The sequence below is a fragment of the Ensifer sp. ENS03 genome (assembly GCF_014852035.1).
Classification (GTDB): Bacteria; Pseudomonadota; Alphaproteobacteria; order Rhizobiales; family Rhizobiaceae; genus Ensifer; species Ensifer adhaerens.
This window is the reverse complement of the sequence record NZ_JACVAV010000004.1, coordinates 239608-255040: the sequence shown is the minus strand read 5'-3', so window position 1 is coordinate 255040 and position 15433 is coordinate 239608. Positions and strand designations below refer to the sequence as shown.

The following is a 15433-nucleotide window of genomic DNA, read 5'->3' as shown; positions in this document are numbered from 1 at the left end:
CGGGCCTTTTTTTCGTGCCGATCGGTCCGGCTGCGACTGCTATTTTAGCGCCAACTACGCATGGTTAATGTCGCATTAACCGTACACCGCTTAGGTTGATTCCATGGCGCGCAATGCGCCGTGAAGATCGAGACGGGCAGCAGGCAACATGAGCAGAAGCAATCCGGCAGCGCTTGACAGCCGTTCCAACCGGTTCGTGCTAACCACCTTCGTTTGGCGACAGATCGCGTCGCTGGCGGGCTTTGCGCTGTTCGGCGCATTGGCGCTGGCCGTCGCAGCGCTCTCGACATGGAACGTCGCCGATCCCAGCTTCTCCTACGCCACGTCACAAGCGCCGACCAACGTGCTCGGTTACACGGGTGCTGCCTTTGCCGACATCTTCATGCAGTTCTTCGGGCTAGCCAGCGTCGTCGCCCTCCTGCCGGCCGTCGCCTGGGCCCTGGTGCTGATCGGCGGCAAACGTTTCGACAAGGTCTTCAAGCGCCTCGGTCTCTGGTTCGTCGGCTCGGTGCTTGCCGGCGCAGCACTCAGCTGTGTTCCCGCCCCCATCACCTGGCCGCTGCCCAACGGCCTTGGAGGCGTCTTCGGCGACATGATCCTGCGCTTCCCCGCGCTCTTTACCGGTGCCTTCCCGACCGGCACGCTTGCGACCATTCTTGCCTGCATCTTCGCCGTCCCCGCCGCCTGGTGCCTGGTCTATAGCGCCGGCCTGATCGGCGTCAGCGACGAGGAGGAGGAAGAGGAAATTGCCGAGCCGACGCCGAGCAAGGCGCGCACCGTGCGCGACGAACTGGACGAGGACGACAGCGAAGGCCCCTTCACCCTGCTGATGGGCTCCTTTGCCCATATGCGCTACACCATGCACGCGCGCATGCGCCGCATTTTCGGCATGAGCGGCACCCGAGCCACGCCCAAGCGCCAGTACGACGAACCCTATGATTTCAACAACGACGAGTTCGGCACACTGAACGAGCCCGCCCGGCCGAAGCCGATGGCCGCCGGCGACCGCATCGAGCCCTCGCTCGACCGCTCCGAGCGCCGCATCCTCACCCCGCCGCCGATCATGGCCGACGACGAGGACGACGATCTGCCCTTCGACATCGACGAGCGCCGCCCCGCCGGCATTCTGCCCGACGACGAAGACTACGATGCAGCCGCCGACTGGGCGCCGAAGGCGGCACCGCCGAAGCAGGGCCTGCCCAAGGGCGGCTCGCGCGTTTCGACGCCTGCTCCTCGCCCGAAGACGGGCCAGCGCGTCGAGCGCGAAGCCCAGCGCTCCTTCGTCGACGACAACGATGGCGACTTCACGCTGCCGCCGATGCATTTCCTTGCCGAGCCGAAAAACGTCGGCCGCGACGCCTCGCTCTCGCCCGATGCGCTGGAGCAGAACGCCCGCATGCTCGAAGGCGTGCTTGAAGATTTCGGCGTCAAGGGCGAGATCATCCACGTTCGCCCTGGCCCGGTCGTTACCCTCTACGAACTGGAACCGGCACCGGGCATCAAGTCCTCCCGCGTCATCGGCCTTGCCGACGATATCGCCCGCTCGATGAGCGCGATCGCGGCTCGCGTCGCCGTCGTTCCCGGCCGCAACGCCATCGGCATCGAACTGCCGAACCAGCGGCGCGAAACCGTCTATCTGCGCGAACTCATCGGCTCGCGCGATTTCGAGACCTCCAAGGCCCGCCTTGCCATGGCGCTCGGCAAGACGATCGGCGGCGAGCCCGTCGTCGCCGATCTCGCCAAGATGCCGCATCTGCTCGTCGCCGGCACCACCGGTTCGGGCAAATCGGTCGCGATCAATACCATGATCCTGTCGCTGCTCTATCGGCTGAGCCCCGATCAGTGCCGCCTGATCATGATCGACCCGAAGATGCTCGAACTTTCCGTCTATGACGGCATCCCACACCTGCTTTCGCCGGTTGTGACCGACCCCAAGAAGGCGGTCGTCGCACTGAAGTGGACGGTGCGCGAGATGGAAGAGCGCTACAAGAAGATGTCGAAGATCGGCGTACGCAACATCGACGGCTTCAACAGCCGCGTCGAGCAGGCGCTTGCCAAGGGCGAACAGATCACCCGCACGGTGCAGACCGGCTTCGACCGCCAGACCGGCGAAGCCATGTACGAGACGGAAGAATTCGATCTGGCGCCGATGCCCTACATCGTCGTCATCATCGACGAAATGGCCGACCTGATGATGGTCGCCGGCAAGGACATCGAGGGCGCCGTGCAGCGGCTCGCCCAGATGGCCCGCGCCGCCGGCATCCATGTCATCATGGCGACGCAGCGCCCCTCGGTCGACGTCATCACCGGCACGATCAAGGCCAACTTCCCGACCCGCATCTCGTTCCAGGTGACCTCGAAGATCGACAGCCGCACCATCCTTGGCGAACAGGGCGCCGAACAGCTGCTCGGCATGGGCGACATGCTCTACATGGCCGGCGGCGGCCGCATCCAGCGCGTCCACGGCCCCTTCGTCTCCGACACCGAGGTCGAAGAAGTCGTCGCCTACCTGAAGACGCAAGGCGTACCGCAATATCTCGATGCCATCACCGAGGATGACGACGAGGATGGCGAGGGCGGCGGCCCGGCCGGCACCTCCAATCTCGCCGATTCCGACGATCCTTACGACCAGGCGGTTGCGGTCGTCCTGCGCGACGGCAAGGCCTCGACTTCCTACGTGCAGCGTCGCCTCGGGATCGGTTACAATCGTGCCGCATCGCTGATCGAGCGCATGGAGCAGGAAGGCATCATCGGCCCGGCGAACCACGCCGGCAAACGCGAGATCCTCGTTCCGACCGAAGAGTAAGTCACCGGACCACAGGGCAATTCCCGCAGATTCGCGTGAGGCGAATGCATTGATAGAAAAGACGCCCGGCGGATGCGGGCAGAGGCCCTGCATAAAGGGCCAAACCGGTAACAGTCATGTGAGAGCGCGAGCGAAAAAGCTCGAAAATGGCGCCTTGAAGGCGCCGCACTTGCGCTCCAGATGATTCGTAAATGAAGGAGACCGAGATGACAGAGACTAAGACTGGCGAGCGCAACCACCCGGTGATGTCGCGCCGCCTCTTCGTGTGCGGGCTTGCGGCACTTGGCGGCATCGGCGGCACCGGTCTCGACCTCGGCCAGGCCTTCGCCCAGGCCCCGAGCGCTGCCCAGAAGATCGCCGACCATTTCTCCTCGGTGAAGACCATGGCCGGCGAATTCGTCCAGTTCGGCCCGCGCGGCGAGCAGACCGGCGGCAAGTTCTATATCCGCCGTCCCGGCCGCATCCGCTTCAACTACGAGGCCCCCTCGCCGATGCGCGTCATCGCCGACGGCAAGTCCGTCGTCATCGGCAACATGAAGCTCAAGACCTGGGACATCTATCCGCTGTCGAAGACTCCGCTCAACCTGCTGCTCAGCGAGAGGATCGACCTGACCGGCAAGATGGTGCGCGACGTCAAGGAAGAGTCCGACCTCATCACCATCGTGCTTGGCGACCGTTCGATCTTCGGCGATTCGACCATCACCATGATGTTCGACCCGAAGACCTACGATCTGCGCCAGTGGACCATCACCGACGCGCAGAAGAAGGACACCTCGGTCATGATCTTCAATGTCAAGACCGGTATGGCGCTGGACGACAAGGTCTTCCAGATCCCCTATGACGAGGTCCGCAACAAGCGCGGCGGCTGAGCGACATCATGCGCCAAGCCGACCTTCGCGCGTCCATAGGACGCGCAGTTTTTAGTGCGGCCTCGTTCAGGCATTCCTTGTCCCGGCGCGCCGGACCTGCTTAAAGCTCGGGTCAAACATCCATCCCGAGCCGGCCTTCCCTTCGCGAGCGTCCGGCCCCAGCCGATCAGGGAATGACGCATGGCCCTTTCCGTCGCCACTTGGAACATCAACTCCGTTCGCCTGCGCATGCCGCTGGTCGAGCATCTGCTGCAGACCTGGGAGCCTGACATCCTCTGCCTGCAGGAAACCAAGTGCCCGAACGACCAGTTTCCGTCCAAGCCCCTGAAGGCGCTCGGCTACAATCATATCGAGATGCACGGCCAGAAGGGCTATCACGGCGTGGCGACGATCTCGCGCCTGCCGCTGCATGAGCTTAGCGATCGCCGCGACTATTGCGGCATCGGCGACGCCCGCCACCTCTCGGTCGTTTTCGAGGCCGGCGGCAAGAAGATCCGGCTGCATAATTTCTACGTGCCTGCCGGCGGCGACGAGCCGGACCGCACCATCAATCCGAAATTCGGCCACAAGCTCGATTTCGTCGAGGAGATGAAGCTGCTGCACGCCGAAGCCGAGGCCGGCATTTCCTCGATCCTCGTCGGCGACCTCAATATCGCGCCGCTGGAAGACGACGTCTGGTCGCACAAACAGCTCCTGAAGATCGTCAGCCATACGCCGATCGAAACCGAGGGGCTGACCACGGTCATGAACGGCGGCGGCTGGGTCGACCTGATGCGCCAGCACACGCCATCCCCGACCAAGCTCTACACCTGGTGGAGCTACCGGGCGAAGGACTGGGAAGCTGCCGACCGTGGCCGCCGACTCGACCATATCTGGTCGTCCGCCGACCTCGCGCCGGCGCTCAAGAACGTCGATATCCTGCGCGAAGCCCGCGGCTGGGAGCGCCCCTCAGACCACGTGCCCGTCATCGCGCACTTCGACATCTAGGACGTCATTTTCTGGGCGGCGGCACGCGCCTTCGGCGCCCGCTGTTCCATCAAGAAAAACATGACTAAAAGAATCATATTTTTCTTGATGCGCATTTCCAAACGGACTATCCCTCTTGTCGGGCGGCGGGGACACCGCCTCCGATGGCCGCTCAGCCGTCGTTTTCACTGATATTCGGGTGCTTTGCTCTGGCTTTGGCCGGAGGGTTTTCGTGCGCCCGCAAGAGGGCCAGAGATGCCAAAGACCTTGCCGACCACCTTCCTGCACGCCTCGCGCCGCGCGCTGTCCGCAACCACCGTGCTCGCCGCAAGCGCTGTCGCCGTGATCCTTTCGCCGACAGCGACCCATGCGCAATCGGCCGAAAGCCAGAAGACCACCCGTCTGGAAAAGATCGAAGCGACGGCCGGCAAGGCAGCTGCGACGATCGCCGAGGATAACGACACGATCGTGCCGACACGCAACGTCTCGGCGCTGAAGACCGACACGCCGCTGATCGAAACGCCCCGCTCGGTCTCGGTGGTCACGCGCAAGGAGCTCGAAGAACGCGGCGTGCAGGACATGATCCAGGCAACGCGTTATGCCGCCGGCGTCACGACCGGCGCCTTCGGCTTCGATCCGCGTTTCGACCAGATCTATATCCGCGGTTTCGAGACGACGACGACCGGCGATTTCCGTGACGGCCTGCGCCAGCCCTACATGAACTACGGCACCTTCCCGACGGAGGTCTACGGCCTCGAGCGGATCGAGATCCTGAAAGGTCCGGTCTCGGTCATGTACGGTGCTGCCGGCGTCGGCGGCATCGTCAATCGCATATCGAAGATGCCCGAGGAGGAGCCCCACCGCGAGGTCGAGTTGCAATATGGCACGATCGGTCGCGCCCAGGCCGCCTTCGATGTCGGCGGGCCGGTAACGGCTGACGGCGACGTCCTCTATCGCATCGTCGGGCTTCTGCGAAACGGCGAGACCAACTACGACGTTGCCGACGATCGTTACCTGCTGCAGCCCTCCTTCACCTGGAAGCCGGACGAAGGCACGTCGCTGACGGTCTACGGCCTGGGGCAGAAGGGCGAAAGCGACGCCAGCCCGCGGGTGCTCGAGCATGACGGCCGGCTGCTGCGCTACAGCGACCCGGACTATGACTACCAGAAGGTCGGCCAGGTCCAGGCCGGTTACGAGTTCGAGCACGAGTTCGACAACGGCCTGACCTTCCGCCAGCACGGCCGCGTCAGCGATCTGGACCTCAAGGCCCGTTACCTGCAGTTCGGGACGGAGGTCGCGCCCGGCGTCTTTGACCGCTCACCCGTCGCCATCAAGGACGACCAGCGCGCCTACCAGATCGACAACCAGCTCGAAGCCAACTTCGACACCGGTGCGGCCTCGCACACGCTGCTGACCGGCCTCGACTACACCTGGATCACCTCGGACTTCGGCCTCGGTTTCGGCGCCGTCGATCCGGCCTATCGCTTCGATCTCAACAACCCAACCTTCGGCGTCGGCGGTCCGACGCCAGCACTTACCAGCTTCAGCGGGCGGGACCTTCGGCAGACGGGCATCTATGTCCAGGATCAGCTGGAGGTAGGCAACTGGCGCGCCGTTGGTGGCCTTCGCTACGACTGGGTCGACCAGACCAGCACCAACAAGAATACCGGCGTCGTCGATCGCAAGGACGATGGCGAACTGACCGGACAGGCCGGCCTGCTCTACCTCTTCGACAACGGCATCGCGCCCTATGCCAGCTACAGCACCTCCTTCGTGCCGCGCACAGAGCTTTCGGCCGATGGCCGCGTGCTCGATCCGACGACCGGCGAGCAGGTCGAACTGGGCGTGAAGTACCACCCGGAAGGCGAAGCCTATTCACTGAGCGCGGCCTATTACCGGATCGTCGAAAGCGGCGCGCCGCAATACGTGTCCGACCCGTCCCTTCCCGTCGGCTACTACTACAAGTCGGCCGGCGAGGTGACGACCAATGGTTTCGAGGTGGAAGGACGCCGGGAGTTCGACAACGGCCTGAGCTTCATCGCCGCCTACAACTACAACGACGCTGAAATCACCGGAAACGTCGATCCGTCGCTGATCGGCAACGTGCCGTCGACGAAGACGCGCCATGTCGCATCGCTGTGGGTGAACTATCTTTTGCCCGAAGACACGCAGCTTGCGGGCCTCAGCCTCGGCGGCGGCGTACGGCTGGCGTCAAGCTCCTACACGTCCGATGCCAACACCGCCAAGAACGGCGGCGCCGTCTATTTCGACGCCTCGATCGCCTACGACTTCGGCGTCAAGAATCCCGAACTCGACGGACTGTCGCTCGCCGTCAGCGCTACCAATCTCGGCGATCGCCGCGAAGAGGTCTGCACCGATGGCTACTGCTATTTCGGCCAGGGCCGCACCGTGCTCGGTTCGCTGAAATATCGGTGGTAGCGAGAAACCGTAGCGCGGTTCAAGCAAAACGGCCGGCGAGCGCGCCGGCCCGGCGGATCATCGCCTGCAGGTTTTCGCGGATGCGCGCTTCGACGAGCTCGGCCACTTCAGGATATTCCTCCAGCATGCGGCGGAAGAGCGGCCGATTGATGCGAATGACTTCGCTGTCTTCCTCGGCCGTTGCCGTGAACTTACGCTCGACCATCGAGATCAGCGCCAGTTCCGACAGAAGCGCTCCGCGACTGACGGTCGAGACCGTCGTCTCAGAACCGTCGAAACCGGCCTTCGACAGGGACAAGCTGCCGCTGGCGATCGCATAGGCGCAATCGGCCGGCGCCCCCTCGCGAAACAGCTCCTGTCCCTTGAAGATGCGGCGCCGCTCCGCGCCGAAGGCGATCAGCCTCAGCTTGTCCTCGCTGATATCGGCAAACAGCGGCACGTTGGACAGAAGCACGATATCGTCGTTGAGCGCCAAGCGGCTAACCTCCCACGGTCACGCCAGTGCCGGTCCCGATGGACCGGATCGCGCACGCGACCCATGCAAACAACAGTCTACGGAGAACGCGCGAGAAGTGGTTTGCCACCCTGCGCACCCCGGCTACGGAACGATCTTGTAGCCGCCGTTCTCTGTCACCAAAATCTCGGCATTGGAAGGGTCCCGCTCGATTTTCTGGCGCAGACGATAGACGTGGGTTTCGAGCGTGTGGGTGGTCACGCCGGAATTGTAGCCCCAGACTTCTTCCAAGAGCACGTCGCGCGTCACCACCTTCTGGTCGGCGCGGTAGAGATAGCGGATGATCGCCGCTTCCTTTTCGGTAAGCCGGATCTTCTGGCCGTTTTCGAGCGTCAGCAGCTTCTGGCTCGGCTTGAACGTGTAGGGCCCGACGCTGAAGGTCGCGTCCTCGCTCTGCTCGTGCTGGCGCAGCTGCGCGCGGATGCGGGCGAGCAGTACGGCGAAACGGAACGGCTTCGTCACATAGTCGTTGGCGCCGGCCTCAAGGCCGAGAATCGTATCGGAATCGGTGTCGTGGCCGGTCAGCATGATGATCGGCGCCTTGAAGCCGCCCTTGCGCAGCAGCTTCACCGCTTCGCGACCGTCCATGTCCGGCAGGCCGACATCCATGATCAACAGGTCCACCTGCTGGGCACGCGCCGTCTGGATGCCCTTGCCGGCAGTCGCTTCCTGGATGAGGTCGAATTCCTCGTAGAGCGAGAGCTGCTCGACCAGGGTCTCGCGCAGGTCATTGTCGTCATCGACAAGAAGAATGGTACGGGTCGCCATGGGACAATTCCTGTTTGCTTCGGTTTTCAAACTAGCTCAAATGCCTGTGTTGGCAAGCGAACCAGCGTTGCTACCTCTTTATATCCGTAACCGTGCTTATGGTGCCCCCCAAATCACGGGCAAAGCAAAAATCCGTGAGAATGATGCTCAAGAAAACGTCGGGAAGAAGACCAGCCAAATCTGTCATCACCGTGCGCGCCGCACCGCGCGATCGCAAGCGAGCACTTGTCTCGTTCGACGGCCGCGTCGAGCACGCCGCCATCGGGCGAAGTGGCATTACCAGCCTGAAGCGCGAGGGCGACGGCGCCACGCCACGCGCCGCGATGAAGCTGATCGGCGGCTATGTCAGGCGCGACCGCCTCCTCCTGCCGCCGACGCCGCTGCCGACCCGGACGACGCGCACGGGCATGCTGTGGTGCGACGCGACACGCCACGCGCTCTACAATCGCCCGGTCAAGGCACCCTTCCAGCCGAGCCATGAGGAGATGATGCGTGACGACGGGCTCTACGACATCTGCCTGGTGATGGACTGGAACCTGCTCGCGCGCCGGCGAAATGCCGGTTCGGCGATCTTCTTTCACCTGATCCGGCCGGGCTACGAGCCGACGCAGGGCTGCGTCGCCGTCAGCCTGCCGGCGATGCGTCGGCTGATCCCGCATATGCGCCGCGGCACCGTCGTGAAGGTAATCTGACCTCGACGTCCGATCGGCTCAATCGAGCGAACGCGGCGTGACGAAGCGCGCGAGCCTGGCCCCGCTGGACAGAAGCTCACGCCAGCCTGTCGCTTCGAATTCAAGGACGGCAAGCGCCGCCGTCGGAAACTTGTCCGCCATGCGCATACGCAGATCTGCATCGCCGGAGCCGACGAGCTCGTGCGCCAGGTCCTCCATGCCGGGATTATGGCCGACGATCAGCAGCGTCCTGATGGCCGGGTCGGTTGCACGAAGCACGCTGAGGATCTGGGCGGCCTCCACCTCATAGATCGCCCGGGTGTTTTCGACCGTGATGCCGGGCGGCAAGGCAGCGGCTACAAGTGTCCAGGTCTCCTGCGCCCGTTTCGCGGTCGAGACGAGGGCGAGATCCGGCACGAGCGCATGCCGAGCCATATAGCCCCCCATCAGTGGCGCCGCCTTGCGGCCTCGCTCGCCGAGCGGTCGGTTGATGTCGGCGACGCCGTCCGGCCAGGCGGACTTGGCATGGCGCAACAGCAGCAGACGGTAGCGTTGCACAGGCAGATCGTCGCTCATCCCATCGTCCTCCCCAATGTGCCTCGGCCCGCACAGCTTAACCCATTTCAGGCGCGCGGGCGGGGAGAGCGCCAAATAAAAAAGGCCGCCCCGAAGGGCGGCCATTGACGCCGGAAAAGCTCAGAGCCGGCCTATTTCCATTCGCGGATATCGACGAAATGACCCGCGACCGCAGCGGCTGCCGCCATCGCCGGCGAGACCAGATGCGTGCGGCCCTTGAAGCCCTGACGGCCCTCGAAGTTGCGGTTCGATGTGGAGGCGCAACGCTCGCCGGGCTTCAGCCGGTCGTCGTTCATCGCCAGACACATGGAGCAGCCCGGCTCGCGCCAGTCGAAGCCCGCTTCGCGGAAGATCTTGTCGAGGCCTTCGGCCTCGGCCTGTTCCTTCACGAGGCCGGATCCCGGAACGATCATCGCCGAAACGGTCGAGGCGACCTTGCGGCCTTCGACCACCTCGGCCACGGCCCGGAGGTCCTCGATGCGGCCGTTGGTGCACGAGCCGATGAAGACGCGGTCGACGGCGATGTCGGTGATCTTCGTGCCCGGCTTCAGCCCCATATAGTCGAGCGCGCGCCACTTGGAGGCCCGCTTGTTCTCTTCCTGGATCTCATCCGGATTGGGAACGATGCCCTGAACCGAGATGACGTCTTCCGGCGACGAGCCCCAGGAGACGATCGGCGGCAGGTTGGCAGCGTCGAGCACGACGACGCGATCGTAATGCGCGCCCTCGTCCGTGTGCAGCGTCTTCCAGTAGTCGAGCGCCATGTCCCAGGCCTTGCCCTTCGGTGCGCGCGGCTTGTCCTTGATATAGGCGAACGTCGTTTCGTCAGGCGCGATCAGGCCGGCGCGGGCGCCGCCTTCGATCGTCATGTTGCAGATGGTCATGCGGCCTTCCATCGACAGCGAGCGGATCGCTTCGCCGGCAAACTCGATGACGTGGCCGGTGCCGCCGGCAGTGCCGATCTCGCCGATGATGGCGAGGATGATGTCCTTGGCGGTGACGCCCGGCGGCAGCTGGCCGTCGACGCGCACCAGCATGTTCTTCGCCTTCTTCTGGATCAGCGTCTGGGTCGCGAGCACGTGCTCGACTTCCGACGTGCCGATGCCGTGGGCCAGCGAACCGAAGGCGCCATGTGTCGAGGTGTGGCTGTCACCGCACACGATGGTCATGCCCGGCAGGGTGAAGCCCTGCTCGGGGCCGACGATGTGCACGATGCCCTGGCGCTTGTCGTTTTCCGAGTAGTATTCGACGCCGAAGTCGGCGGCGTTCTTGGCGAGCGCCTCGACCTGGATGCGGCTTTCCTCGTTCTTGATGCCGAGGTGACGGTCGGCCGAAGTCGGAACATTGTGGTCGACGACAGCGAGCGTCTTTTCAGGCGCACGGACCTTGCGGCCGGCCATGCGCAGACCTTCGAAGGCCTGCGGACTCGTCACTTCGTGAACGAGGTGACGGTCGATGTAGAGAAGACAGGTGCCGTCGTCCTGTGCGTTGACCAGGTGATCGTCCCAGATCTTGTCATAGAGGGTACGCGGTGCGCTCATGGCGGTATATCCATCGAGTTTTCAAAAAAAGTAGGAAAGCCGGCGGCAAGGCGGCCGGAAGCACTGATCAGGAGATCAGGATAGGCGGCTTGTAAGCGCCCCGTGGACGCGCGCAAAGAAGCGTGCCGGCAGGCGCTTGTGGTCCTGCAGCACGACGATTTTCTGCTCGCTACATCCGAATTTGGATTCCATGGCCGTGTTCATATCAATTTTCTGACAGGTCGGCAATTGCCGGAAACGGACTCAGCGCTGCTCCGCGCGCCTGAGCCGCCGCTCCAGCCCCCGCAATCCCAGCGACAGACCGATGGTCAGCACGAGATAGACATAGGCAACGATCGAATAGGTCTCGAAGAAGCGAAAGGAGCCGGAGGCATAGACCTTGCCCATCTGCGTAATGTCGGCGACGCCGAGCACCGAGACGAGCGAACTGTCCTTGACCATGGCGATAAAGTCGTTGCCGAGCGGCGGCAGGATCACGCGGATCGCCTGCGGAAAGATGACGAGACGAAAGCGCTGGTAGCGTGAAAGCCCGAGCGCCTTGGCGGCTTCGACCTGCCCCTTGTCTACCGAGAGGATGCCCGCCCGGAACACTTCGGCGATGAACGCAGAATAGCCGATCATCAGCGCCAGGATCGCCCGCCACATCAAGGAGATGTCGCGCACGACAACCGGCTCCATCCAGCCGGCGCTGATCAGCGGTGCTGAGATGAAATTGGCCGCGACGACGAGCCCCGGCGCGCCGACGAAGGCAATGTAGAACAGAAGCACCAGGATCGGCACGCCGCGGATGACTTCCGTATAGAAGCGGGCGATCTGCCGAAGGGACGAGTGCTCGGAGAGCGCCATCAGCGCGATGCCGAGGCCGAGCGTCGTCGCCAGCACGAAGCCCATGAGGGTCACGAAGACGGTGACGCCAAGGCCCTTGAAGACGACGGTGAAGACTTCCGAGAAGATGTCATTGCTGATGATCACGGCGGCGAGCGCCACAGCGATCACAACAAGGGCGACCAACCACCAGGGATAGTCGCCCTTGCCGGACATGTCTGAAGATTGTGGAGCGGCCATAGCCTGCTATCAGCCGCCCATCTTGTATTCGAGGAACCACTTCTTATCGAGGGCGTCGAAGGTACCGTCTTCCTTCAGCGCCTTGATCGCGGCGTTGACCGGAGCCACGAGATCCGAGCCCTTCGGGAAGATGAAGCCGAAATCCTCGGTGCCGAGCGGCCCACCGACGACCTTGAGCTTGCCTTCGGAGGAATCGACATAGCCCTTGGCGGCGACGCTATCGGTCAGGACCACATCGACGTCGCCGGCCTTCAGCGCCTGAACGGTCGCGCCGAAGGTCTCAAACAGCTTGATGCGCGGGTTCTGCTCGTTGCCGTCGAGCATTTCGTAGACGGCGGTGTAGAACGGCGAGGTACCCGGCTGTGCGCCGACGAGACCGTCGGCAAAGGCGCCGAAGCTCTTGCCATCGTTGAAGCGGGCCTCGTCGCTGCGCACCAGCATGAACTGCTGCGAGCGCATGTAGGGGTCCGAGAAATCGACCTTTTCCTTGCGGTCATCCTTGATGGTGATGCCCGTCATGCCGATCTGGTACTGACCGTCATGCACCGCCTGGATCATCGCGTCCCAGCTGGTGTTCTGGTATTCGACCTTGAAATTCAACCGCTTGGCGATCTCGTTCATCGCGTCGTACTCCCAGCCCTTGGCTTCGCCGGACTTCGGATCGACAAACTGCAGCGGCGGGTAGGCGTTCTCCGTGACGACGACGACCGTCTTGCCGCCGAGGTCAGGCAGGTCGGCGGCCAGCGCCGGTGCAGAAAACGCAAAAGGTGCTGCAAGTGCGGCTGCGATGCCCGCAAGCACGTGGCGACGGATTGTCATTGGAGGAGCTCCCGAAAAGTGTGGCAGCGGAAAATGTCACAAATTCCGTCGAAAAGACAAGCGGATAGTACCAAAAAAGAAAGGCGGCCGAGGCCGCCTTTCCAACAATCCCTAGGGATTGAAATGTTATTCTGCTGCGGCTTCCGCTGCTGCCTTTGCTTCGGCGGCTTCGGCTGCTGCCTTCTCGGCGGCGAGCGCCTGAGCTGCTGCAACCTTTTCAGCCTCGATGCGTGCCTTTTCCTCGGCAATCGCCTGACGCTCGGCTTCGTTCAGCTTGCGGGCGCGCGTGCCGGTGTTCTCGACGATACGAGCCGACTTACCGCGACGGTCGCGCAGGTAGTAGAGCTTGGCGCGGCGGACCTTACCGCGGCGAACCACTTCGACGCTCTCGACGAGCGGAGAGTAAACCGGGAATACGCGCTCGACGCCTTCGCCGTAGGAGATCTTGCGAACGGTGAAGCTTTCGTTGATGCCGCCGCCCGAACGAGCGATGCAAACGCCTTCATAGGCCTGGACGCGGGTACGGTTGCCTTCGACAACGCGGACGTTGACGCGGAGCGTGTCGCCTGCGGAGAATTCCGGGAGCGTGCGCTTGGCGGCGATCTTGGCGGCCTGTTCGGCTTCCAGCTGCTGGATGATGTTCATCGGTCTAACCTTTCAAGTTTTTCTGAAACAGCCAGAGCGCTCTCGATGAACCTGTCGGGCCAGCCTTCAGGTCTTGCCGGATACCGGCAGGAGCGGATTCGCCATTCTTTGTTTTGGTCGACGGGCATGGAACCCGAACCGGGGCGGCACTTACACCAATCGCACTGCCTTGTCATCCCCGAAGGCCATAATTTCTAAGGCATCCGCGCCAGGAAAGCCGAATTTATCAGAAAATACGCAAACACGCGCGTGATGATTGTCCGATGCAACGGACTTGCGGCCGGCACAACCACCGGCTATCCCGAGCATGAGGGGTCGGGGGAGACCATGAACATCTTCGAAATACTCATGCTGTTTGCGGCCGGCTTCCTGTCCGGCGTCGTCAATGCCATTGCCGGCGGCGGAACGTTCCTGACCTTCGGGGCGATGACGCTTGGCGGTCTCTCGCCAATCGTCGCCAACGCGACCTCGTCGATCATCCAGTTTCCAGGCTACATCACCTCGGCGCTCGCCTATGCCAAGGAGATCCGCGCCGACAAGCGCTATGCGATCCTGCTCGGCGTCATCTCCGCACTTGGCGGTCTGGCCGGCGCGCTGCTGCTCATCTCGCTCTCCAATGCCTCCTTCCGCGCGCTTGTGCCCTGGCTGCTGCTGGCGGCAACGGCGATCTTCGCTGCCGGGCCGCTCCTGAAGCCTAAGGCCCGCGTCGACGAGCATGCGATCAATCCGGTCGGCATCGGCGCCCAGTTCGTCACCTCCATTTACGGCGGCTTCTTCGGCGCCGGCATGGGCATCATGATGCTGGCAGTGCTGGGGCTTGCGACCGGCGGCGGCTATCACCGGCTGAACGCGCTCAAGAACTTCATCTCGATCGTTATTGCCGCGATCGCCATCGTCGTCTTTGCCGCCGGCGGGGTCGTGTCCTGGCTGCACGCGGCAATCATGGTGCCAGGGGCCGCCCTTGGCGGCTACAGCGGCGTCTGGGCAGCAAGACGCGTGCCGCAGACGGTCATCCGCGCGCTGGTCGTCGCCGTCGGCCTGCTGCTTGCCGCCTATTACTTCTTCACGGGCTGATTAAGAAGATCGGGCCGGCGCTCGGCGGTCAGCCGCCGCGCCTCCGCCTCGCGCCATTTGGCAATGGCGCCGTGATTGCCCGAGGTCAGCACTGCCGGGATTTCGCGGCCTTCGAAGACCTGTGGGCGGGTGTAGTGCGGATGCTCGAGCAGCCCGCCTTCGAAGCTCTCATGCACACCCGAAAGCTCGTTGCCCATGACACCCGGCAGGATGCGCACCACGGCATCGAGCAGCGTGAGGGCCGCCGGCTCGCCGCCCGAAAGAATATAGTCGCCGATCGAAACCTCTTCGAGGCCGCGGGCGTCGATCACCCGCTGATCGACACCTTCGAAGCGTCCGCAAACGATGACGGCGCCGGGGCCGGCGGCAAGTTCACGCACCCGCTCCTGTGTCAGCGGTCGGCCACGCGGGCTCATCAGCAATCGCGGCCGATCGTCGTTCTCCGAGACACGATCGATCGCGCGCGCGAGCACATCCGGCTTCAGCACCATGCCGGCGCCGCCGCCAGCCGGCGTGTCGTCGACTGTGCGATGCTTGTCCTCGGCGAAATCACGGATCTGCACCGGCTCGATCGACCACTGGCCACGCTCGAGCGCCTTGCCGGAAAGCGAGGCGCCGAGATGGCCCGGAAACATTTCGGGATAGAGCGTCAGGATGGTGGCGCGAAACGTCATGGCCGC

14 protein-coding genes are annotated in these 15433 nt (G+C 63.5%); 6 read left to right on the top strand and 8 right to left on the bottom strand.

What is annotated here, in order from left to right; genetic code table 11:
- The first annotated feature begins 148 nt into the window (after positions 1-148).
- From IB263_RS17545 to IB263_RS17530, 4 genes are all read left to right on the top strand, one after another.
- Positions 149-2806: a DNA translocase FtsK gene (locus IB263_RS17545; protein WP_034802771.1), complete on the top strand. Its 2658-nt coding sequence runs from the start codon at positions 149-151 to the stop codon at positions 2804-2806.
- A 206-nt stretch (positions 2807-3012) separates the two neighbouring features.
- Positions 3013-3675 carry an outer membrane lipoprotein carrier protein LolA gene (locus tag IB263_RS17540; protein ID WP_034803111.1) on the top strand — a complete coding sequence of 221 codons (663 nt, stop codon included), beginning with the start codon at positions 3013-3015 and terminating at the stop codon, positions 3673-3675.
- A 180-nt stretch (positions 3676-3855) separates the two neighbouring features.
- On the top strand, positions 3856-4662 hold the full coding sequence (locus IB263_RS17535) for an exodeoxyribonuclease III (protein ID WP_192438770.1): 807 nt from the start codon (positions 3856-3858) through the stop codon (positions 4660-4662).
- Between the two features lie 234 nt (positions 4663-4896).
- Positions 4897-7080, top strand: a complete 2184-nt coding sequence (locus IB263_RS17530; RefSeq protein ID WP_192438769.1) for a TonB-dependent siderophore receptor — start codon at positions 4897-4899, stop codon at positions 7078-7080.
- Between the two features lie 19 nt (positions 7081-7099).
- On the opposite strand, the gene IB263_RS17525 is transcribed toward IB263_RS17530, so the two are convergent.
- Together IB263_RS17525 and IB263_RS17520 are read right to left on the bottom strand one after the other, a co-directional pair.
- Positions 7100-7555: a cyclic nucleotide-binding domain-containing protein gene (locus IB263_RS17525; protein ID WP_034802780.1), complete on the bottom strand. Its 456-nt coding sequence runs from the start codon at positions 7553-7555 to the stop codon at positions 7100-7102.
- Between the two features lie 123 nt (positions 7556-7678).
- A complete protein-coding gene (locus tag IB263_RS17520; protein WP_034802783.1) occupies positions 7679-8362 on the bottom strand; it encodes a response regulator transcription factor in 684 nt (227 codons plus the stop codon).
- A 143-nt stretch (positions 8363-8505) separates the two neighbouring features.
- Here IB263_RS17520 and IB263_RS17515 point away from each other — a divergent pair, with 143 nt between their 5' ends.
- Positions 8506-9054 (top strand): L,D-transpeptidase, encoded by a 549-nt coding sequence (locus IB263_RS17515; protein WP_127889568.1) that lies wholly within the window; start codon positions 8506-8508, stop codon positions 9052-9054.
- 18 nt (positions 9055-9072) lie between these two features.
- Here IB263_RS17515 and IB263_RS17510 read toward each other — a convergent pair whose 3' ends face one another.
- The 5 genes from IB263_RS17510 to rplS all read right to left on the bottom strand — a co-directional run bounded on the left by IB263_RS17510 (position 9073) and on the right by rplS (position 13679).
- The gene (locus IB263_RS17510; RefSeq protein WP_192438768.1) at positions 9073-9609 is read right to left on the bottom strand and encodes a histidine phosphatase family protein; all 537 of its coding nucleotides are present in this window, start codon (positions 9607-9609) and stop codon (positions 9073-9075) included.
- A gap of 131 nt (positions 9610-9740) precedes the next feature.
- Positions 9741-11150: a 3-isopropylmalate dehydratase large subunit gene (leuC, locus tag IB263_RS17505; protein WP_060521449.1), complete on the bottom strand. Its 1410-nt coding sequence runs from the start codon at positions 11148-11150 to the stop codon at positions 9741-9743.
- A 243-nt stretch (positions 11151-11393) separates the two neighbouring features.
- Positions 11394-12215 (bottom strand): amino acid ABC transporter permease, encoded by an 822-nt coding sequence (locus IB263_RS17500; protein ID WP_060521450.1) that lies wholly within the window; start codon positions 12213-12215, stop codon positions 11394-11396.
- Between the two features lie 9 nt (positions 12216-12224).
- Positions 12225-13034, bottom strand: a complete 810-nt coding sequence (locus tag IB263_RS17495; RefSeq protein ID WP_034802798.1) for a transporter substrate-binding domain-containing protein — start codon at positions 13032-13034, stop codon at positions 12225-12227.
- Positions 13035-13160: 126 nt separating this feature from the next.
- Positions 13161-13679 carry a 50S ribosomal protein L19 gene (rplS, locus tag IB263_RS17490; RefSeq protein ID WP_043625625.1) on the bottom strand — a complete coding sequence of 173 codons (519 nt, stop codon included), beginning with the start codon at positions 13677-13679 and terminating at the stop codon, positions 13161-13163.
- Positions 13680-14006: 327 nt separating this feature from the next.
- On the opposite strand from rplS, the gene IB263_RS17485 reads away from it, so the two are divergent.
- The gene (locus tag IB263_RS17485) at positions 14007-14753 is read left to right on the top strand and encodes a sulfite exporter TauE/SafE family protein (protein ID WP_192438767.1); all 747 of its coding nucleotides are present in this window, start codon (positions 14007-14009) and stop codon (positions 14751-14753) included.
- Here IB263_RS17485 and trmD read toward each other — a convergent pair.
- Positions 14735-15427: a tRNA (guanosine(37)-N1)-methyltransferase TrmD gene (trmD, locus tag IB263_RS17480; RefSeq protein WP_192438820.1), complete on the bottom strand. Its 693-nt coding sequence runs from the start codon at positions 15425-15427 to the stop codon at positions 14735-14737. The genes IB263_RS17485 and trmD overlap by 19 nt on opposite strands.
- Positions 15428-15433 lie beyond the last annotated feature (6 nt).

Excerpts from the sequence above, each read along its gene's own strand:
- IB263_RS17495 (WP_034802798.1), bottom strand. The coding sequence starts at position 13,034 with ATGACAATCCGTCGCCACGTGCTTGCGGGCATCGCAGCCGCACTTGCA.
- IB263_RS17545 (WP_034802771.1), top strand. The coding sequence starts at position 149 with ATGAGCAGAAGCAATCCGGCAGCGCTTGACAGCCGTTCCAACCGGTTC.
- IB263_RS17510 (WP_192438768.1), bottom strand. The coding sequence starts at position 9,609 with ATGAGCGACGATCTGCCTGTGCAACGCTACCGTCTGCTGCTGTTGCGC.
- rplS (WP_043625625.1), bottom strand. The coding sequence starts at position 13,679 with ATGAACATCATCCAGCAGCTGGAAGCCGAACAGGCCGCCAAGATCGCC.
- IB263_RS17500 (WP_060521450.1), bottom strand. The coding sequence starts at position 12,215 with ATGGCCGCTCCACAATCTTCAGACATGTCCGGCAAGGGCGACTATCCC.
- leuC (WP_060521449.1), bottom strand. The coding sequence starts at position 11,150 with ATGAGCGCACCGCGTACCCTCTATGACAAGATCTGGGACGATCACCTG.
- IB263_RS17515 (WP_127889568.1), top strand. The coding sequence starts at position 8,506 with ATGCTCAAGAAAACGTCGGGAAGAAGACCAGCCAAATCTGTCATCACC.
- IB263_RS17535 (WP_192438770.1), top strand. The coding sequence starts at position 3,856 with ATGGCCCTTTCCGTCGCCACTTGGAACATCAACTCCGTTCGCCTGCGC.
- IB263_RS17540 (WP_034803111.1), top strand. The coding sequence starts at position 3,013 with ATGACAGAGACTAAGACTGGCGAGCGCAACCACCCGGTGATGTCGCGC.
- IB263_RS17530 (WP_192438769.1), top strand. The coding sequence starts at position 4,897 with ATGCCAAAGACCTTGCCGACCACCTTCCTGCACGCCTCGCGCCGCGCG.
- trmD (WP_192438820.1), bottom strand. The coding sequence starts at position 15,427 with ATGACGTTTCGCGCCACCATCCTGACGCTCTATCCCGAAATGTTTCCG.
- IB263_RS17520 (WP_034802783.1), bottom strand. The coding sequence starts at position 8,362 with ATGGCGACCCGTACCATTCTTCTTGTCGATGACGACAATGACCTGCGC.
- IB263_RS17485 (WP_192438767.1), top strand. The coding sequence starts at position 14,007 with ATGAACATCTTCGAAATACTCATGCTGTTTGCGGCCGGCTTCCTGTCC.